This window comes from Novipirellula methanifontis (genome assembly GCF_052161655.1).
Lineage (GTDB): Bacteria > Planctomycetota > Planctomycetia > Pirellulales > Pirellulaceae > Novipirellula.
In genome coordinates this window covers 3,948,112-3,967,048 of sequence record NZ_CP197418.1, presented here as the reverse complement: position 1 = coordinate 3,967,048, position 18,937 = coordinate 3,948,112, and the positions used below count along the sequence as shown (strand labels likewise).

16 protein-coding genes are annotated in these 18,937 nt (G+C 52.4%); 5 read left to right on the top strand and 11 right to left on the bottom strand.

Features of this window, described 5'->3' with window-relative positions; genetic code table 11:
- Positions 1 to 215 precede the first annotated feature (215 nt).
- From SH528x_RS13905 to SH528x_RS13890, 4 genes are all read left to right on the top strand, one after another.
- Positions 216 to 1,412: a winged helix-turn-helix domain-containing protein gene (locus SH528x_RS13905; RefSeq protein ID WP_442511116.1), complete on the top strand. Its 1,197-nt coding sequence runs from the start codon at positions 216 to 218 to the stop codon at positions 1,410 to 1,412.
- A 15-nt stretch (positions 1,413 to 1,427) separates the two neighbouring features.
- A complete protein-coding gene (locus SH528x_RS13900) occupies positions 1,428 to 1,670 on the top strand; it encodes a hypothetical protein (RefSeq protein ID WP_442511115.1) in 243 nt (80 codons plus the stop codon).
- Between the two features lie 298 nt (positions 1,671 to 1,968).
- Positions 1,969 to 4,845, top strand: a complete 2,877-nt coding sequence (locus SH528x_RS13895) for a response regulator (protein WP_442511114.1) — start codon at positions 1,969 to 1,971, stop codon at positions 4,843 to 4,845.
- Positions 4,846 to 5,096: 251 nt separating this feature from the next.
- Positions 5,097 to 6,479 (top strand): Gfo/Idh/MocA family oxidoreductase, encoded by a 1,383-nt coding sequence (locus SH528x_RS13890; RefSeq protein WP_442511113.1) that lies wholly within the window; start codon positions 5,097 to 5,099, stop codon positions 6,477 to 6,479.
- 249 nt (positions 6,480 to 6,728) lie between these two features.
- Here the strand turns inward: SH528x_RS13890 and SH528x_RS13885 are convergent, their stop codons facing one another.
- Positions 6,729 to 7,802 carry a bestrophin family protein gene (locus tag SH528x_RS13885; protein ID WP_442511112.1) on the bottom strand — a complete coding sequence of 358 codons (1,074 nt, stop codon included), beginning with the start codon at positions 7,800 to 7,802 and terminating at the stop codon, positions 6,729 to 6,731.
- Between the two features lie 391 nt (positions 7,803 to 8,193).
- Positions 8,194 to 8,841 (bottom strand): PH domain-containing protein, encoded by a 648-nt coding sequence (locus SH528x_RS13880; RefSeq protein WP_442511111.1) that lies wholly within the window; start codon positions 8,839 to 8,841, stop codon positions 8,194 to 8,196.
- A 749-nt stretch (positions 8,842 to 9,590) separates the two neighbouring features.
- On the opposite strand from SH528x_RS13880, the gene SH528x_RS13875 reads away from it, so the two are divergent.
- Complete coding sequence (locus tag SH528x_RS13875) at positions 9,591 to 9,941, top strand: hypothetical protein (protein ID WP_442511110.1); 351 nt, start codon at positions 9,591 to 9,593, stop codon at positions 9,939 to 9,941.
- A 570-nt stretch (positions 9,942 to 10,511) separates the two neighbouring features.
- On the opposite strand, the gene SH528x_RS13870 is transcribed toward SH528x_RS13875, so the two are convergent.
- The 9 genes from SH528x_RS13870 to SH528x_RS13830 all read right to left on the bottom strand — a co-directional run bounded on the left by SH528x_RS13870 (position 10,512) and on the right by SH528x_RS13830 (position 18,364).
- Positions 10,512 to 11,126, bottom strand: a complete 615-nt coding sequence (locus SH528x_RS13870) for a DNA alkylation repair protein (RefSeq protein WP_442511109.1) — start codon at positions 11,124 to 11,126, stop codon at positions 10,512 to 10,514.
- 241 nt (positions 11,127 to 11,367) lie between these two features.
- On the bottom strand, positions 11,368 to 11,793 hold the full coding sequence (locus SH528x_RS13865; RefSeq protein WP_442511108.1) for a hypothetical protein: 426 nt from the start codon (positions 11,791 to 11,793) through the stop codon (positions 11,368 to 11,370).
- A 671-nt stretch (positions 11,794 to 12,464) separates the two neighbouring features.
- Positions 12,465 to 14,246, bottom strand: coding sequence for a hypothetical protein (locus SH528x_RS13860; RefSeq protein ID WP_442511107.1), 1,782 nt, complete (start codon positions 14,244 to 14,246; stop codon positions 12,465 to 12,467).
- A 453-nt stretch (positions 14,247 to 14,699) separates the two neighbouring features.
- The gene (locus SH528x_RS13855) at positions 14,700 to 15,098 is read right to left on the bottom strand and encodes a hypothetical protein (RefSeq protein ID WP_442511106.1); all 399 of its coding nucleotides are present in this window, start codon (positions 15,096 to 15,098) and stop codon (positions 14,700 to 14,702) included.
- Between the two features lie 117 nt (positions 15,099 to 15,215).
- On the bottom strand, positions 15,216 to 15,647 hold the full coding sequence (locus SH528x_RS13850; RefSeq protein ID WP_442511105.1) for a hypothetical protein: 432 nt from the start codon (positions 15,645 to 15,647) through the stop codon (positions 15,216 to 15,218).
- 86 nt (positions 15,648 to 15,733) lie between these two features.
- Positions 15,734 to 16,258 carry a hypothetical protein gene (locus tag SH528x_RS13845; RefSeq protein WP_442511104.1) on the bottom strand — a complete coding sequence of 175 codons (525 nt, stop codon included), beginning with the start codon at positions 16,256 to 16,258 and terminating at the stop codon, positions 15,734 to 15,736.
- Between the two features lie 255 nt (positions 16,259 to 16,513).
- A complete protein-coding gene (locus SH528x_RS13840; RefSeq protein WP_442511103.1) occupies positions 16,514 to 16,936 on the bottom strand; it encodes a hypothetical protein in 423 nt (140 codons plus the stop codon).
- Positions 16,937 to 16,965: 29 nt separating this feature from the next.
- Positions 16,966 to 17,391, bottom strand: a complete 426-nt coding sequence (locus tag SH528x_RS13835) for a hypothetical protein (protein ID WP_442511102.1) — start codon at positions 17,389 to 17,391, stop codon at positions 16,966 to 16,968.
- A gap of 640 nt (positions 17,392 to 18,031) precedes the next feature.
- The gene (locus SH528x_RS13830; RefSeq protein WP_442511101.1) at positions 18,032 to 18,364 is read right to left on the bottom strand and encodes a tetratricopeptide repeat protein; all 333 of its coding nucleotides are present in this window, start codon (positions 18,362 to 18,364) and stop codon (positions 18,032 to 18,034) included.
- Positions 18,365 to 18,937 lie beyond the last annotated feature (573 nt).

Sequence of the window (18,937 nt, the reverse complement as noted above, 5' to 3'; positions counted from 1 at the left end):
CGAAGGTAAAGTTCGTGTTCGACGACACGCACAACAATGATTGTAGAAAAGTTCTTCGCGTCTGTCGATTTTGCGAGTGATCGGCGACTGACTCTCTAAGGGGTATGACCGCGTGCACTGCTTGGTGGACGTGGTCGATGTGTTACAGTTTGCGTCAAAACAGAAGAATCCGAAACCATGACCAAACGGTTCGATCCGCTGGATACTGCTCTCCTATGAAAGAATCACTCTCTACGGAACAAGCCAGAAAACTGGTTTTGCAATCACAAAGGGTTCCACCGACGAATCAAACCGGTCGTGCAACCGAAGCGACGTTGTCTGCGATTGAACACCTTGGCTATATCCAGATTGATACCATCTCCGTTGTTCAGCGCGCCCATCACCATACTCTGTGGAATCGCAACCCGCGTTACAAAGCTTCCCAGCTCGATCAGCTGCTTTCCGACAAACAGGTCTTTGAATACTGGTCTCATGCGGCTGCCTACCTGCCCTTTCGTGACTACCGGTTTAGCCTGCCTCGCAAACATGCGTTGGCAAGTGGCGAGCAGAGCCATTGGTACAAGCGTGATGAGCGATTGATGAAATTGGTGCTCAGGCGAATTGCCACCGAGGGCCCCTTGATGGCCAAAGATTTTGAGCATACTGGTAAGAAGATCGGTGAATGGAAAACCAAGCCCGCCAAACGCGCCTTGGAATATCTGTTCATGCAGGGGGATCTGATGGTGCCGTACCGTGTGAACTTTCACAAAGTTTATGATCTCACCGAGCGGGTATTGCCAGCAGGTACCAACACCACCCTCCCTGAGCCGCAGGAATACGCTCGGTTTCTGATTACACGATATCTGAGAGCAAACGGGTTGGGACAGCCTGCAGAAATAGCCTATTTGCTTCGCGGCACAAAGCCGCTTGTTTCTGCGACCTTACAGGACATGGTTTCTAATGGCGAGCTGCTACAGATTCGTGTCGCAGGCCAGCTCTACTATGCGCTGCCAGACTCATTGGAGCTTCTAAAAAAGCCATTGCCCCGCAGCAAGCTGAAGATACTCTCGCCGTTTGACAATCTTGTCATTCAGCGCAACCGCATGAAGTCACTGTTTGGATTTGACTATCTAATTGAGTGCTATGTGCCTGAGCCCAAACGCCGATACGGCTACTTCTCTTTACCCATTCTGTGGGACGGAAAACTTGTCGCGCGAATGGACTGCAAAACCGAGAGGAAAGCATCACTGCTGCATATTCATCATCTCGCACTGGAACCCACGGTCTTGAAAACCGATGCGTTACTCCGTGCCCTGCGAAGTGAATTGGAGTCATTTATGCAGTTCAATGACTGCAACACGATCAAGTTACACAGGACCTCTCCAGCAAACGTTAAACCGAAGTTGCAGATTCGGATCCATGATTTGACGTAATGAGGCCCGAGGCAGATGGTCTTCCTGGCGAGTGGCAAGAAGGCCCAAGAGGCAACGGGGGCCAGGCACCGTTATATCGACTTTGCCATTCGCCTTGCGTACTATCGGTACCTGCACCCTTTATTTCCCGAGGTGTTGCATGTTGTTTTGGGCGAAGACGTCAGTCGCATCCGGTTGGAAAATGCGACCGAGAAGATGAGTTTCACCCGCCGATTTGCAAAAGCTTACTCGACCAAGACAGTTCACGTTCATCTCTGATGACAAAACGAGAACGAGCCGGATGGAACGCAGAATTCCTCGAAACGATCTTGTTTGGGAGGTGACTTGATGAGATTGCCGTGCTTCCAAAATCGGACGTTCACACCGTCGGCGGGTTCCGCAGATCATGCATCGCCCCCAAGTCTCCAGTCAAAATCCACTTTGAATTGGTGTTATACTGTACACAGCGATTCATCGTGTTAGTCTGCAGAGATAGTCACTTGGTTGGCTAGACGTTGACATGGAAGACGTTGAAATGAATCTGGTTAGAGCTCACTGAAACATCAACGAGTGAAATGTGGACATAGGCGCATCCTACGATAATTTGCTGGACGGAGGCGGTGGAGGTAGCATACGTCCGCGAAAAGACCAGTTGCTGAAGTCTCTGATCAACGCTGCCAATCACCTGGTTTGGTCGACGTCGTTAGATGGAAAACAACTGATCTACGTCAATCGCGTTGCCGAACGGATTTACGGTCGGCCTCTGAAAGAACTGGCGTCCACCCCCAACTACTGGCTTGAAGCAGTCCATCCAGACGATCGAGCCAAGGTAGAGCGTCGCGTGGGACGACTGCTGAAACGCAAAAACATCGAACACGATTATCGAATCGTCCGCCCCGATGGATCGGTTGTTTGGTTGCACGACCGGGTCAGCGTTGTTCATGACTCGCAACGCAATCCAATTTATGTGGGAGGAATCGGCACCGACATCACCGCAATTCGAGAATCGGAAGCACGCTATTCCTCGCTCGTCGAAAGCATGCCGATGCATGTGGTGCGAAAAAGCAGGAGCGGAAAGGTTTTATTTGCGAATCAGACATACTGCAATACGGTCGGTCTTACACTGGATCAGATGGTCGGCAAACGAGACCGTGATTTGTTCCCGCCCGAACTCGCCAAAAAATACTCGCTCAACGATCGTCGTGTCGTCGAAACAGGCAAAGTTGTCAAAGCAGTCGAAGAATTCGAGAACGCCGAAGGCGAACGATCTTATTTCGAGTTTTTCAAAGCCCCGGTACATGATTCCAACGGGAACATCAGCGGCATCCAAGTCATGTTCTGGGATGTCTCGGAGCGGGTTCGGGCCGAAGAAGAAGTCCGAGTTGCGAAAGAAGTGGCTGAAAATGCGAATCGTGCCAAGGGTGAATTCCTAGCGAACATGAGCCATGAGATTCGTACTCCGATGAACGGCATCATCGGTATGAGCGAGTTGTTGCTCAACACATCTCCGTCGGCTGAGCAACGCGACTATTTGAACATGGTCAAGAACTCGGCCGACTCGCTGCTTCGGTTGCTCAACGACATTCTGGATTTCTCCAAAATCGAAGCTGGAAAACTTGATCTGGAACAACGTGCCTTTCGTCTCCGCGATCATGTCGGTCAAACCGTACGAACACTCGGACCGTTGGCCGGCAGCAATGGAGTGGAATTGTTGTGCCACTTCGATCCTGATCTGCCGGAGACAGTCGTAGGTGACGCCGGTCGCTTGGGTCAGATCGTGATGAATCTTGTGGGCAATGCCATCAAGTTTACAGCGAAGGGCGAGATCGAAGTCGACGTTGCGACAATAGCAACTTCGGACGACAGCATCAGCGTCCACTTTTCAGTTCGCGACACAGGTATCGGAATCCCTGCTGACCGACAGCAAGCCATTTTTGAATCGTTCAGCCAAGCCGATCCGTCGACCAATCGGCAATTTGGCGGCACAGGTCTCGGCTTGACTGTTTCGACCCAATTGGTGGAAATGATGCAAGGTCGAATTTGGGTAGAAAGCGAAGTCGACCAGGGAACCACGTTTCACTTCACTGCTCGCTTTGGAATCGACACGAAACCACAACCGCAAACCGAACTTGCGGTGTTGCGCGGGATTCCGGTGCTGGTCGTCGACGACAACGAACGCCTCCGCCGCATCCTTGATGAATTGCTGGGTCACTGGGGGATGGAAGTGACACTCGCAGAATCCGGAATGGACGCCATCACAGAGTTGAAACGCGCTGCCGCAGCAGGACAACCTTATCGGATTGTCCTCATCGATAGTCTGATGTTCGACATTGACGGCTTCGGTATCGCGGCGCGGATGCAAGAGTTAAGCGGGCTGGGAACCTATCACACGATCATGCTTGCGACTTGCGCGAAAGCGGGTGACGTCGAACGCTGCCGCAAACTAGGAGTCGCTCGTTACTTGCAAAAACCGGTCGTACAGTCGGATCTGCTTGAGACGCTGTTACAAATATCCGGCAGTGAACGTGCATCGCAGGTCAACTCGATCGGTGAACCGAAACATGAATATCGCAAACTTAAGATCCTATTGGTCGAAGACGGCGTGGTGAACCAGAAAGTGGCCGTCGGACTATTGTCGCAACAAGGCCACGAAGTCATCGTTGCCAATGATGGACTCGAAGCTATCGCGGCTCTAGATAAACAGGCATTTGACATCGTATTGATGGACGTTCAGATGCCCAACATGGACGGTCTGGAAGCAACCAAAGCCATTCGCAAAAAAGAAACTGCGGGCATTCGACGTACGCCCATTGTCGCGATGACTGCCGGGGCAATGAAAGGCGATGAACAACACTGTCTCGAAGCGGGAATGGACAGCTATCTGTCAAAACCGATCCAACCGAAGTTGCTGTTCGAAGAGATCGAAAAGTTCGCCGCTGAAGACCAAATCGGTCCCTCGAACGATTCAGACCGTGACTCGGCCGAACTAACGGCACAAGCAGTGGTGGAACAAGTCCTTGCTGAACAGGCTGGTGCTGAGAGGGCAGACGCTGATAGGGCCGTTGTTGAAAAGGCCGTTGTCGACGAAAACAGTGAGTTGGAACCATCGAGTGATCGCCAAGTCATCAGTGTCGCGTTTGCGCTCGAACGTTACGGCGATGAGTCTCAGGTACGCATGCTCGCGTCGGTTCTAAGACAAGAGTCCACGGATTTGATTTCTAGATTAGGCGTGGCCGTTGATTCCCGCGACACCGATTCTATCCGTCGCCTCTCGCACACACTCAAAGGATCTGCGGCAATTTTCGATGCAACCGGCGTCGTAGAAGCAGCTCGGGCCTTAGAATTGTGTGCAACGGAGAATGATCTCGATACACTCTCCACGACATTCGCGAAACTTGATAACGAAGTCGTTCAGTTGAATGCGGCTCTCGAAAAGTTGGATTCGACGACCTAGGCCCTGCGGTAACCGGGCCGCAAACAATGTCTTGGCTCAGAGGCAAGGGGTTCATTTACCGTTATTTCGATTCTGCCGTTTGATTTGCTCATTTCCGTTACCCGTCACTCTTTCGTCGTCCCGCAGATAATGTAGGGTGGATCAAGCCTCTTCGGCGCCGCCACCCCATGCGAAAGAGGAAAGGGTTATAATCTCGCGATCAAACTATTACGCAGTATCGTTCTCGCAGTATCGTTCTCTCGGAATACACCATGAAAAAACTGACGTCATCAATTGCCCCCTGCATCCACGACTCTTCGCTAACTCGGCGACAGCTTCTCAGGAACGCCGCAGCAGCTACGGTGGGAGTCATCGGTTGTCCTGCAATCGTCCGCAGCGCTTCACTGAATTCGAAATTGCAAGTTGCATGCATCGGTGTCGGCGGCATGGGCGGCCGGACGATGGACAGCGTCGCATCCCATCCCAAGGTCCAAATCACCGCGTTGTGTGATGTCGACTCGAACTACCTGACCGCTGCCGCAGGCAAACATCCTGACGCCTCTCGACATCGAGATTGGCGAGAATTGTTGGCTGACCATGCTGACAAATTTGATGCGGTTACCATCGGCACACCCGACCACATGCACGCCGCACCCGCCGTCACCGCCATCCGTGCGAAAAAGCATATGTACTTGCAAAAACCGATGGCAAGTACACTGCACGAATGCCGCGTGATCACGCAAGAGGCGGCCGCGGCAGGCGTCGTCACGCAGTTAGGAAATCAGGGTCGATCGAGTATCGAGAGTCGCCACACAGTCGAACTGATTCGAAGTGGCGTCATCGGTAAGATCAAGGAAGTGATTCTGTGGGAGAACAAGAAACTCAGTTGGTGGCCCAAGAACACCGACATCAGCGGCCGCGGTGACGCGGTTCCCGCCAGCTTGGATTGGGATCTTTGGCTGGGCGTGCAGACGCCGCGACCTTATTACGCAAACACCTACCATCCGCAGACATGGCGTGCCTGGTATGGATTTGGTGTTGGTGAAATGGGTGACATGGGCTGCCACCATTTCGACATCAGTTTTGACGCGTTGAAGTTGACCGCACCGCTGCGAGTGCGTCAGTTGACTCCGATCACGACCGGACCGTTGTGGGGAAAGCAACGGAAGGTGGAACTCGTTTTCCCAGGGAGCGATATCACTGCTGGCGATACCGTCAAGTTGACTTGGCATGACGGCGAAATGCGACCGGACGCGAGCCGGATCCCCTTGCCGCCTGGAGTCGACACGCTGCCAGAATCAGGCGCATGTTGGATCGGCGAAACGGGCACGATTTTCAAGAACTATCGTCGCGGAATGCCGGTTGCCTTGCCCCACATGAAGCTTCCCACCACCCTCAGTCGACATCATTTGGCCAAGCAAGATCATTACCATGACTGGGTCGATGCCGTCGTCGAAGGCCGCAAGGCGTGTGACGACTTTAGCCATGGAGGGCCGCTTACCGAGGCCGTCTTGGTAGGCGCGATGGCGGATCGAGTTAGCGCTGACTGGCTTCACTGGGACCGCGACAACCAAACGTTCACCAACAGCCCGGAAGCCACTTCACTCGTCTCGCGAACCTATCGGGATGGATGGAGCGTTCCAGGACTCGGCTAACCTGCGGGGCGAGCGCTGATGCCACCAGAGCTCCGATGTATGCTGAGGAGTGCAGCGGAAGGCCGGAGTTTCCAAAATGCGAGAACATCACCCAAGGCAGAAATTCACGAGGCCTGGCCTCGTGAATTTCTGCCTTGGGTGACCGGAAACGTTTTCGGCCAAGTGGTCGCATTGTTTATTTAACGTCGATTACTCTCAAGCATCTGCTTGGTTAGTAATCCGTGTTGTTTTTCTGTTGCAATCACTGGCCTATGAGATGTCTGCGGAGAGTTCTTCATCGCTGATATGAGCCGAAGCATCCGGAGGCAGTTCCACGTCGCTGACCATCGGTGCGGAGTCGTCATAAAGGTTGTCGTCATGCAACAACTCAAGCAAGTTTTTCTCGATGGTCATGCAGATTCCGTCGAGCGGCAAAAAGTCGACACGCCGCGTATCAAACGGGTTCTGCAACTCCATCCCGATTCGATCCAGAGCGAGCAGCATGTAAGCTAGTAACATGATGAACAATGGAACCAACCAAACACGGTGAGATTCGTTCGATCCCAGCAATGCTCCGATCAAGGTGCCTTCAAAATCTTGCAGCAAGCTCAGCGGTAAAAACGCCAATAGCAGAAAGATGAACTGCCGCACCTGAATCGCCCCCGACCGTGCCAGCGGCGTCTTCAGAATTCTTTCGCAGCCGCCTAGGTGGTCGATTAGTAAACTTCGCTGCCGTTCCGCTTCCTGAAATGCAAACCCGTTTAGGCCATTTCGCTGAGCATCGTGAAGCATCGACGCGATGCGACGCGAGACAGCATCAGGCATGTGCTCGTTGGTTTGCAGCCAATCAATCTGTTCGGGGGTCAATAGACGCGCCAACTCGGGCACGCAACGTTCACCGCGAAGGGATCGACGCGTCACATGAGGAAAGGCCGCAACCCATTTGATGAACTGCACCCGCCATTGTTGATCTTCGGACCCGTACGCCAACCCAGCGATTGCCAAGTTGCGTGATTGGTTGACGATCCCACCCCACAACTTACGTGCCTCCCACCACCGGTCGTACCCCGCATTCAATCGAAGTACCAGCAGTAATCCCAACACCGCACCGGCGACCTCAAACGGCCCTGCCGGTATTGCCAAGCTCATTTCGTAATTTTTCATTACGAATTGGCTAGTGAACACTGTTGCCGCGGCCAGCACGCCAAAGCCAATTACATCGGGAAGGATGCGTGGCAGAACCGACCCACGTAAAACGAAAGTACCCAGCCAATAGGAATAAGAGAGGGGTTTTGACTCACCAGCGGATACGACTGGATCAGCGTCATTGCTTTGGGGCTTCATGCGTCGGTTATAGATAAAATGCTTCCATGTTTGAGGCCAGGTATTGTGGATACCTGATGCCCACGATCAATAGAGTTCGTTGATGCAATTCGTAGGCCATAATTTCTACGCGAGATTATGAAGGCAGAGGTTGCGAAAACTGGGCGGTCACCGACCAGTAAGGTCCCGCTTGAATCACGCCTGTTTGAATTAGGATGCAAGATGTTTCAAAGCCAGCTTGCCAATGAGACACATCAAAATCTCAGCAAGCAAGATAACGCAAATTGCCAAAAGCCAACGATCAGGGTACTTCGCGGGGTCAGTGAGCTTCGTTGCGGATCGCGGCAAACTAAAGGGAAGAGCATTGGTTGGTAAAGTCGTGAGCCTCAACCGTAGGCGATGCGAACGACCACTACTGTCGATCTCGAATCAATTCAGCAATCTGATTTGGCCCTGGCAAACCATTGGCGGTAATTTCCAAATCGTCTTGACCTGAGCTGCTAATTGCTAGTGCGCCGACATTAACCATCCGACCGATAATCGATTGATGAACTTGAATATTGCGCACATCATCATGCTGGACCTCGGATGTCGATTTGGCGATTAGCCCTTTCGTCAATCTGGTTCGCTTACTCGTCACCTCGAGCGTTAGCGAACGCGTACTTATCCACCAAACTATTAGCCCCACGCCACCGATCATTGCCAATACTCCGCCAACGACCCAGCCGACCGTTGTTTCCCAAGGCAACTCGAATAGCTGCCCTCCGGCCGCCAGGAAAACTCCCACGACAAAGCAGATAAAAAGCAACGAAAACCGAAAGGGGTGGGCGCGAAACATAACGGGATGAACTTGCCGAATCAATTCTTCGGAATCTAGCGGTGACGCGACTCGATCTGCCGAATCTCCATCCGCACCTGTCCCTTCGATCAACTCGGCTGAGGGCGCATCGATCTTGATTACACGATGGCAATTGGGGCAATCAATTTGTTCGCCCACAAGCGCTGGCGCGACTTTGACAGCTTCGTGGCAAAGCGGACAACGGTAAGTTAGGTCGGACATATTCGACATTCAGTTTTATGGAAGATGGCGTAAAAACTACTATCGTGAATCGTTTAAGATTCGGGCACGGCAAAATGCGAATGTCGAACCAAGCACTGGCCTTTGAAAACTTTTGTCCGCCTCGAACGCATTATGAAAACGAATAGAGAGCGGACTCAAAATTGCCACCCTGACGATTCGAGTGATGACTCGATGTCTTGGCAGATGACAATCGCTAGCTTCAACTAAACGCGTTTTGCAAGGTAAACAATCAAGAGGATGACCAAAATTGTTCCCAAAATTCCGCCGCCGATATACATAACATTCTCCAACAGGACCAAAGTGGTTGGCGATCGAACAACCGCCTTCGAAGGTGGGGTGTGGCAAAGGCTGTGCCAACCAATCTGCGGCGCAAAGTTGTCACCTCGCGAGCGATCACCAATCGTTGACGGAAATTTCGCAACGTGTAACACGAAGCAACGTTCGAACATTGGTCGAACGAGGCTTGGAACTCATTGCAAACTTCTCTGCCGTTCATCTCGCTTCACATTAACAGAAGAGGGAACTGCGGACCGTCCGGAGAAGGCTTCGAGTGAATGTCTCATCAAATACCTTGAGCATTTATTCAGGCTGCCTGGTAGGCGGCAGCGACTTTCCTAAGATCAATCTCGTAGTACATCGGCACGGTGATTGCTACGGTATGCTGAAACGAGGAAAATCTAACGGAAGGTTCAATTCCTCATCCGCCAACTGTGTAAGGAGACATTAAAATGGTTGCGCTAACATCACCATGCTCGGAAATCCTTCGGTTCGTCAAACTTGGAGTCATCATCCGCGTCAGTCGCGTTAATCTGCAAATGACGCTGGTTGAGGTTACTATGCCCGACGAGTTGTTCAGCAATGACTTTGATGCCAACAGATGGTCAAGTCATGCACCCGACATTGTGTCGAATGAAGATGCCTCCAATCGCCGGCATGCGATTCGTAATCGCATGCATTCTGCAAGCCTATCGCTTGACGTGCTAAAGCGTTGCTCTCGCGATGACGTTGCGGCCGATGTTGAACGCATACTTGAAATTGCGGTCGAGTCACTCACCGAACTGGAATCGCTGGCAGCTTAGTGAGCTATACCTTGAATTGTTAATTTCATTCGAGTACACAACGCTGAGTAAGTTTCCAAGCACTTTTCGGAGTTGTCCAACCGGAAGCCAATCCGCCGCCGCCGTGGCACCATGACCAGATGTTAACTTTGGAAGATCGGATCAAGTACCTGATCCCGCACCATAAGTGACGGGATTTCCCGTAGCGCAAGTCGTCAAGACGTTCATTTTCCAGGCTGGTCGAAACTCTTGTCGAGTTCCGCTACGACAGCAATTACTCCAAAGGTCCTTGCAGTTTCTCGATGGACGGTGCGCGGCCAATGCCATCTACTTTGGCACTAACCGGGTGGTTTTGTCAGCGGTGCGGCGAAAGCCGCCCGGCCTAAATTGAACGTTTTTCTCGCTGCAACCGGACGGCTCGCGCCGTGCCGATAACAAAGTAGATGGCATTGGGCGAGCGGCCAGTGGGTTCACACCCGCCAGTCAGTCAGACATTGCCAGTCGGCATCTCCATCACTTTAAGATCCCGTAGCCTGTGATGAACGGATGCCATAACTCCTGAGTCTCATTCACGCTTTGCGACCTCGATCCTTATAAACTCTGGCAGGTAGGATGGTGTACGGTTTTTGCAACTTGTTGGTCCTTGTAAAGCCCAAGGTTTTTCCCAAGTCTGATACATCTAGATCGGAATTTGGGCTGATGAACACCAATTTGTCCAGCGCAGAAATTCATCGCCCATTGAACGTCAGGTTCAGCGTTCGCCATATCGCTCTCCAAGGAATCCAGCAAGTCGGCGCTATTTTCGGGAGGAGCCTGCCCTGTCCAACGCAAGCGAGCTTGGTAGTACCAGAACAATCGACGCAGAGTGGGTGAAGAATTCTTTTCCCATTTCTCCATCAGGGAAATAGTTTTCTTGTCTTTCATTAACTGGTTCGCCAAAAGCCAGTCTGCCAGCTGGTTGCGTTCCTCATCCTCATGCCCAGACATATCGGATGCAAGCTGATCAATCACATTCTGCGTCAGGAGTTTCTTATCGAATATAAGAATCGAGAGAAGGCGAGGGTAGAAATCGCCCGTTGACCAAAGCTCCATTGCCAAGTCATGGTCTTTTTTGATTTCTTTGCCACGTTTTTTAATATCGCCTAGTTTCACTTCTCCGTTGGTTACTTCGGAGACAAGCTTCTGGGCTCTCGCTGACAACACCATTATGTGCCGTTCCTCTTTGTGTTTACACGTCGACCATATGACGACTGCTTTAACCGGAATACGGAAAACGACATTGACTTCAGAAATCTCGCGGCCTGCGACTCCGCGAGCAACGCCTAGTTATGCCAGATTTGTTTTGCCGAGTTCGTTGTGTTCCGGTCAACCCCAGCCGCCATGAAAATCCTCGTTGGTGCGCAGGTGCATTGCCTTGTGTCTCGACGTTTTAGGAGCCAGCCATACGTCAGTTTGCATTGAATCCCGCTGGAAGTTTGATGCGGATGCCCGTGTCCCATCTCCATTTGCCCTGGGGGGCTACGCGATTTGGTTTACCGTTTTGCTTCTTGCTTAGCAACCAATGCGGACCGTTTCGTTCAGCCAGCATCTTATCGGCCCCAGCATCCGAAATATGCCCCATGGCTGGGAGAGTCGATACACGCATCGCAATGATCTTTCCATTCTCGTCGGTTCGCAATTGCGACTGATCAATCGCAAGCTCGATAGAGTCGTCTCCGAAATCTTGTCGCAAGTTGACGTTAATCACTTCGTTCAATTGCGATGGCGTCAGCGTTTGAATCGGCACAAAGCGAGCGTCTTCCGCGTAGGCGACGCCAGCCGTTGCAATAAGCATTAGAAGGTAAGTCGCCATTTGTCGTACGCTGATTGGCATTAGACGCACCTTTGTTTGAATAGAGAGGAAATAGGATTTTATCTGGACGTGTCGAATGACAAATTATGATAATCGAGCCGCCGCTGTTGATGCTCGATCTAAGCACACGCGATTGGCCGTTGCTTGGCGAGTAATCCGAGGTTTCTATCGCTTAGGTTAAGGTTAGTGATCACTGTGTGCCACCAATTTCCCTAAGTGGTGCCACAATAATTTTAACCGTGCCTCATTAGCCATCGGGCCCTTTCCGACCTGGACGAGCCGCGTTACAGCATTCGGCACCCACACGTCACCCACAGCCGTAAACGATCAACGAAACGACTGGCCGACGGAATCTGATGGGATCGTTTGAATGCGATCCAGACTCATCTCTCCCATCCTGGTCTCCTGGCTAGCACTTCTCCAGGCGGGATTACCACTCGCTCGTCAATCAGACCTTTCCAGTCCTCACGCTCGCCGCATGGTTCGGCACAGATTAGACGTCTACCATCAGGTCCAACTCAGTCCTTCGCGGGTCGCCACGTGAGGTACAGAACGAGGACGGCACGATCGTCGCCTTCGCCGGCTTGCGAAGAGGATGGGGGGCAGGTACCGTGTCGTCGTTTTTGCTGTTTGGGTTGATCATTATCGGTACCTGCCCCCCTCTCTTACTCAATTTGCAAACGCGTTGATGGCTACTCATGCTCCATTTTATTCCCTTCGATCCGGACGCTGTCGATAACCGACACAGCTTCGCCGCCATCGTTTCGCTGATCGAGGTGGATGAGATCTCGGGACTTGCGCAGGCTTAACGACGAACGACGGAATGTGTTTCCCCGGATCAGAATATTTCCGGTCGCGACGGATTCGTACCAATCGTTCAGTGACAGAGCGACCTTGACCGCGGGGCCGACGATGCCTTCGAACGTGTTGTCTTCGACAACCACGTGCTGCGTTTGCACGAGTACCCCTTGGGCCCGAGTGTCGCGTAAGATGTTGTTGCGAACTACCATCCGTGCTCCAGCGTTGTCAACGTTACCAACCAGGGTGCCGATCTCGACGCCCGGCGGAATCTCGGTCAATTCCAGCACATGACGCTTGCTAGTGTCGCGAAACGGATCGCCTGCCAGAGTTGATGTCCCGATGACGGTAAAGTCGCCACGGATGAAGATGACCTTCTGTCCGGGTTCACCCCAACTATTAATGTTCGATTTCTTGACTGGCGGTTCGACCGTAATCTTCTTCGTGGCTGGATCGATGGCAGTAACTGCCCAATAATTGCCTTTGTTAGTGATTTTGTCGTCGCCATTGGGGCCGAGCTCGCAGTTCTCGATCACCACGTCGCCACCGTTGCCATTGATGTGGATACCGTCCGATGACGCGGCAAAGAAAGCCAATGGATCGTCCGGGTCCAGTCGCAACTTGACCCGGTTGACGTGAATTCCTCGGTTGACTTCACCCGCGATAACCATGCCCGGAATGTTGACAAACTCGAGGTCCTCAAAACTTAGGTCCGAGTTTCCGTCCTCGTTATTGATGAGGACACCAAATCCAGCATTGTTACGATGGAGAAGCCACACATGATTGCCAGGTTCAAATGGGCGACTGGTGTCCCGCGGCGACTTTGCAACGAAACTGCCTTCGTGATAAACGAAATTATTGGTCTTGGTCCCGCGGTTGACGAACAGTTCGCTGTACCCCGCCACTCGCATCCGCCAACCACCTTGCGGCGCCGGTTCGGCATCGCCGACGGTGATCAATTGCGGTTTACCATCGAAACTCTTCTCCAATGCTGCGCGATACTCCGGAAGTACGGCAAATCGGATCCCCGCCTCGGTATCATCCGGCTCGACGCGAGCGATCGTGGCGAGCAGAGAACTGCCGTGGATCGTTCCATTCCTCAACACCATCCGGTGGCACTTTTCGATAACGATCGCCGTGGAAGGCTCGGTGCATCGTAGCGTACAACCATTCAGGTCGATCACCGTGTCCGTAAAGCCTTCGAGGTTCAGATGCAACGCTCCGATCCGTGGTGGAGCAATCGCGATTGTCTTTCCTCGGGGAAATCGCACCAGCCCAACACCTTTCTTCGCTGCTTCCTCTAAATGGTCGCCCAAAAAGCGAAACACATTTGCTTGGGTGGGAGGTTCAGGAATGTCGTACACGCCCTCGCGTGGCCTCGGCTTGAGCACCACGGCTGTCAGGTTGCCGGTTCCAGGCATGTCGCTGTAAGTAATTACAAGATCATCCTTTCCCGCGTCGGCAAGAGCGGGTGATACCGCCGGCATTTCAGTCGCAGCGCGGAACTCGGACAAGTCACGAGCAACGATAGTTCGGTCGGCCACACTGTCCGACTGAATAGTCGCGTCGGGTAAGCCGGGCTTATCCTCGCAGCGTGCAGCGACGCCAAAGGCCAAGCACGCAACGAGGGCGGCGGCCAAATGGATTAAGACGGTTCGCCCAGAAATAGTAGCCATGAATGAACCTTCAGCATGGGAATTGAGTATTGGAAAAAGCTGGAACCGATCTAGCCGGGCTTCCGCCAAGGACTCAGATTCCAACACTTTCGCTGTCGACCACTCTGGGCGAGTCGACCGAGGTCTCTATTGTTTAGGTTAAGGTTTGCATTCCCTGTGTGCCACCGTTTTCTTTAATCGCTATTAGAAGATTCTAACTGTGCCTCATTGACCTCGCCCTCTCTCAGATCCGACCGTGCCGCGTTACAGCATCTGGCTCCCAATTCCTAACCTAGTGCTGCGTCGCAGCTTACTTTTAGGGTAGTGGAACTCGCGCGAGAGTTTCGGATCGGCGGGCAAATACACCAAAAGTCTTGACGACTTCCGCTACCACCAACCCCAATTCTTAGCTGCGACGCAGCACTAGTCTCCTGGCTTGCACTTACCGAGGCGGGATTCACACCCGCGCGTCAATCAGACCTTGGCCTCGCTCTCAATTTGCTCCGATAGTGGCTCAGCAACGGCCCGTTTGCCCGAAATGGTAAATCCATTTAGACGGTCAAGTTCGATCAGCACATAAGTATCGTCGATTCGGTACTCGCGATAGACGCCATCCCCGTATGTGTAGGGTGAGTGCCATTCACGGATCAGCTTCGCATCAACGTCAAGTATCGCGACAGCTGCATCCCATTGCTCGTACGACGACGGGAAAGATGCGTCGGAACCAGAATGGGGAATGGTTCGGTGCCATTCGCGGAGCAATCCCGAAGGTCGTTCAAGCACGCCATTAATAACGACGCGTCCGACAAAAACGACGAAGCACGCGAACAAGCAAAAGACGAGAAATCCGGCGATGTATGCGAACCCTGTCATGCGGAAATCCGATGCCAAAACCGTACGATCCGATCACTCACGGCGACCACGCGGTCGCCGTGAGTGATCGAAGATTGCTGATAAACACGACTCGGCGACTGGCGTGCAATTCTCAGGTTACTCGCCGCTTGGTGCGTTAGTTACTTCGGACGCTGGCGAGACAGCCGCCTGACCGTTAGTACTCAGTCGTTCAACGGGTTCGCGTAACCATCGTAGGAAAGCGCCACCCTCATAAGTCTCGATCGATTCAGCGTCAAATCGACGTAACTCTGCGTGTGCGGCGTCGACATCGCCGCGATCGATCGCATTGACAAGTGCTGCGACGAAGTCCTTCGTCGCACCGGAGTGTCGGATCGAATCGTCAAACGAAGTGCGTAACGCCGCCGCGCCATATGCGATGGCGACGACAATGGCGACGAACAGCGGACCTGCGATTCGCCGAATTGCGGGCTTGTCCATCGCCTCGCCCACGATCCAGAGGCAAGCAAGTGTGATTGCAGTCAGCAGAATGAGTTGAGGAATCGCTACACCTTCAGTTTGAGATTTCACTCGGATAACACATTGCGTAGCCGGACGGCGAGGTTAGGCGTCGGTTCCAAATTACGCCGCTCCGCTTCACGCAAGTATTTGGGAATTCATCCAGCGTACCATCCTACCCAAACATCATCGAGCCGAACGTCGCCAAAGTCTGCGACCGCACTCGTCTTGTTGTGCATTATTGTAGCGTTCTTCAAAACAACGGAAACTTTGTGAGTAGCAATCGACAGACTCGCCGGCGGCTGAGCTGCTTTGCGAATTACCCTGACGTTTCCGCCAGTGACCGTCCATTTGGCAATCGGCTCTGGATCTCCGCCTACATCATCACAAAAGTACGTGCCAGCCGGATGCTTAAACTGATATACTTCGATGCGAATACCGGTTGTCTCCGGCCCAAGATCAATCAGCGTCGGTTCCTCCGACAGTTTCAGTTGGTCTCCATCGACTGTAATGACGACGGCCGATGTTCGAGACTGATTGAATCGGTAAGCGATGAAGTCGCCACATCCTCCAGACTCGCCGGTGATACTTGTACCTTTCGGCGGCACTGTGGACCCTGTGCATCCCAATGCGTTTAGGCAAGTCAACGCCACAAAGGCAAAATACGATAGGTTTTGTGGCATTGTTTCTCACGAGTTGTAGTTGACGAACGCGTCTGTTCACCGGGCCGCGGCGAACAGACGAAAATTTCAGGACCCTTGCAGCGTACGGTTGCACGGCCAACGGATTGTCATTGATGTGCGATTAATAGTCGCGGCACCAATCTACAAATTAGAAAGGCACAGGCAATCATCGAAGTGGCAAAACGTGTCAATCGCTACATCTGTTTGAGAGAGGCAAGGAGGCCAGGTACCGATATTTCAATTCCGCCGTTCCATTTACTCGTTATCGGAACTTGCCCTCCTTTCTTCCTCAGCGTCTACAGGTTCAGACAGCAATGTGAGTAACTCGGTAGCGAGAGCAGCAACGTCAGCGTTAGGTGATGAAGTTAGCTGTTGAAGGTCTTCTGAGTATTCCGTCCGTATCCATTCTTCAGCAGCGACATCGTTGCCAACCAAAGTGATAAAGTCACGAATGATTTGGCTTTGCGTTTGAGTATCGCCGTTGATTAGACCTTCGTGATACGCCAGGACAACCGCGGAACCAAACGCATCGGCCAGTCCATCGCCATCAATCACGATACGGTTCGGAAGATCACGAGCCCAAGCAAGTACTTTGATTGTGGTCCACCCAGCAATTGAGCAGCATATCAGGCCCAGTGCGATTACAGCGATGAGCAGTCGCTTTGTACGAACTTTCATAGGAACGCCGTTGAGCGAGGTTATCCGATTTACTTCCTAGACGTCTCAGCGAGACGGACAGTTAACGATGGAAAGGATTTTTGCAGCAACGCCCGCTCGGAAGCTGCACCGTCGGTCAATACTGGATAGTCTTCGGGGGGCGAGCCAATCGGAATAAATCGAACATCAGGTCCGATCGTAATGGTCTCAAGGTTTGGCAAATGACGAAGCAGTCCAATCGTTGTTGGGTTGACAGAACCCTCAACCAGGAATACGCCAGTAACGTCAACGGGGCGAGGATTGCCACCAGGACCGAGGTCAGTCATGTACTGGACATTTCCGTGCAGCTGTACATAGTCAATCGCGTCCTGCCCGAGTTTGTCAGCAGGGATATTCACCACATAGCGAATCATAGCATACAGCGAGAACGCGATAACCAGAGCAGCAAACAGGATAGTGGCACGGTGTTTCATCATCGCAAAATTTTTGAGCGACGCCGAAAGCGTCGTCAGTCAGATATCGATTGGCGTCACCGCAATCGAGCGGATGACGTTGTGATGGCCAAGCTTGGCAAGTCCGGATTTGGGAGCGAATAGATCAGTATCGTTCGGATGTTAGGATACGCTTTGCGTTCACGGTTTGCCACAGATTTCTCGTTGAGGTGTCACATATTTGATGCTCCTCCAATTGATCACTGTCCAATTGTGCGATAGCCCAAGACTGGTGGGCACCCGATTTTGATTTTAGACAGCGAAATTGGTTTCGTGTCGAGCTTCAAACTCCGCTGGCGTTAGGTAGCCGAGAGTCTGGTGGATGCGTTTGGTGTGTTAAAACGTGTCGATATATCAGAACACGCTCAGCCTCGCGTCGTTGATATCGGCGAACCTGTCGAACTGAGTCCGCTCATGTTTGAGTGACCAGAAGAATCGAAGTTGCAGAACCGCAAGTCAGTGAAGCTCTAACGGTTGACACACGCGTGGATTGTTGTGCTGAGCCATGTTCACCCGGCGACGCTATTTGATACGGATTCAGCATTGGGGAGTACGCATTCGGCGACTCGCGTGCATTTCAATATTCTCTAAGTAGTACAGTCAGAATTTCGATAGTTGGAATCATCTACACGCGGCGAAGAAGCTCCTCAAGCCTTGCTTTCAACTCGCTGGCCTTGGGGCTGTTGGGATCGATGGCAACGGCTTGATTCGCAACCGACAAGGCATCCTCGAATCTGCCATCGGACTCCAGCGTCGTTGCACGCACAAGCAATCGCAGCACTTCACTCTTTTCAGGGTACACCAGTTCTGGACTTACTTCCGGCAATGAACGCCCGGCGTCGAGATCGCCGGTTGACGAGATTCCAGTTGTTGTCTCTGCGGCCGAAGGAGGTGTCGACGCATCATTCGCGCACCCTACAAATCCAAGCAGAATCTCCAAAGTGAACGGACGACACATGAACTTCCTCCAATGCACTTTCTTAGCGAACGTCTTGCATCAACAGGAACGCGAGGACAGGTCTCAAACGGCTAAATCGCTCGACTCGCGTCCTTCACGCGAGTAAAACGGTGCCGTTCGGATGTTAGGATACGCTTTGTGCTCACGGTCCGCCACAGATTTCGCTTTGGGGTGTCACAATATTTGATCCCTCTCCAATTCACCACCGAATTGCTTCCAAACCGTCGACAGCATTGACAGTAGACGTTGTCAACGCATCCGGCTTGCCGGCCGACACTTCGCAACTAGCAATACTTCACACTGCCCATCGCGATCAACAAGTCAAACTAGCCGCGGTAGCCGCGTCAGCGATCGCTGACAAAGTTGAGTGAGAGACGAGAATGAGCGGAGTCCGATGCATTGGACGCCGTACGTTCCTGCATCCCAGTTCTCCGGCCACACCGGCAAAACAATTTGGTAGGAAAATGGAGATAGGAAGAGAAGGTACTCAACGATCTGTCTTTCTAGTTTTTCTATCGCAACAATCTTCCTGTCTTCTATCCACCATTCCTCAACACGTGTGAGCACAACGCA

Bases quoted from the DNA above. Each gene is read 5' to 3' on its own strand.
- SH528x_RS13905 (WP_442511116.1), top strand. From the start codon at position 216: ATGAAAGAATCACTCTCTACGGAACAAGCCAGAAAACTGGTTTTGCAA.
- SH528x_RS13900 (WP_442511115.1), top strand. From the start codon at position 1,428: ATGGTCTTCCTGGCGAGTGGCAAGAAGGCCCAAGAGGCAACGGGGGCC.
- SH528x_RS13890 (WP_442511113.1), top strand. From the start codon at position 5,097: ATGAAAAAACTGACGTCATCAATTGCCCCCTGCATCCACGACTCTTCG.
- SH528x_RS13885 (WP_442511112.1), bottom strand. From the start codon at position 7,802: ATGAAGCCCCAAAGCAATGACGCTGATCCAGTCGTATCCGCTGGTGAG.
- SH528x_RS13880 (WP_442511111.1), bottom strand. From the start codon at position 8,841: ATGTCCGACCTAACTTACCGTTGTCCGCTTTGCCACGAAGCTGTCAAA.
- SH528x_RS13875 (WP_442511110.1), top strand. From the start codon at position 9,591: ATGGTTGCGCTAACATCACCATGCTCGGAAATCCTTCGGTTCGTCAAA.
- SH528x_RS13870 (WP_442511109.1), bottom strand. From the start codon at position 11,126: ATGGTGTTGTCAGCGAGAGCCCAGAAGCTTGTCTCCGAAGTAACCAAC.
- SH528x_RS13865 (WP_442511108.1), bottom strand. From the start codon at position 11,793: ATGCCAATCAGCGTACGACAAATGGCGACTTACCTTCTAATGCTTATT.
- SH528x_RS13860 (WP_442511107.1), bottom strand. From the start codon at position 14,246: ATGGCTACTATTTCTGGGCGAACCGTCTTAATCCATTTGGCCGCCGCC.
- SH528x_RS13855 (WP_442511106.1), bottom strand. From the start codon at position 15,098: ATGACAGGGTTCGCATACATCGCCGGATTTCTCGTCTTTTGCTTGTTC.
- SH528x_RS13845 (WP_442511104.1), bottom strand. From the start codon at position 16,258: ATGCCACAAAACCTATCGTATTTTGCCTTTGTGGCGTTGACTTGCCTA.
- SH528x_RS13840 (WP_442511103.1), bottom strand. From the start codon at position 16,936: ATGAAAGTTCGTACAAAGCGACTGCTCATCGCTGTAATCGCACTGGGC.
- SH528x_RS13835 (WP_442511102.1), bottom strand. From the start codon at position 17,391: ATGATGAAACACCGTGCCACTATCCTGTTTGCTGCTCTGGTTATCGCG.
- SH528x_RS13830 (WP_442511101.1), bottom strand. From the start codon at position 18,364: ATGTGTCGTCCGTTCACTTTGGAGATTCTGCTTGGATTTGTAGGGTGC.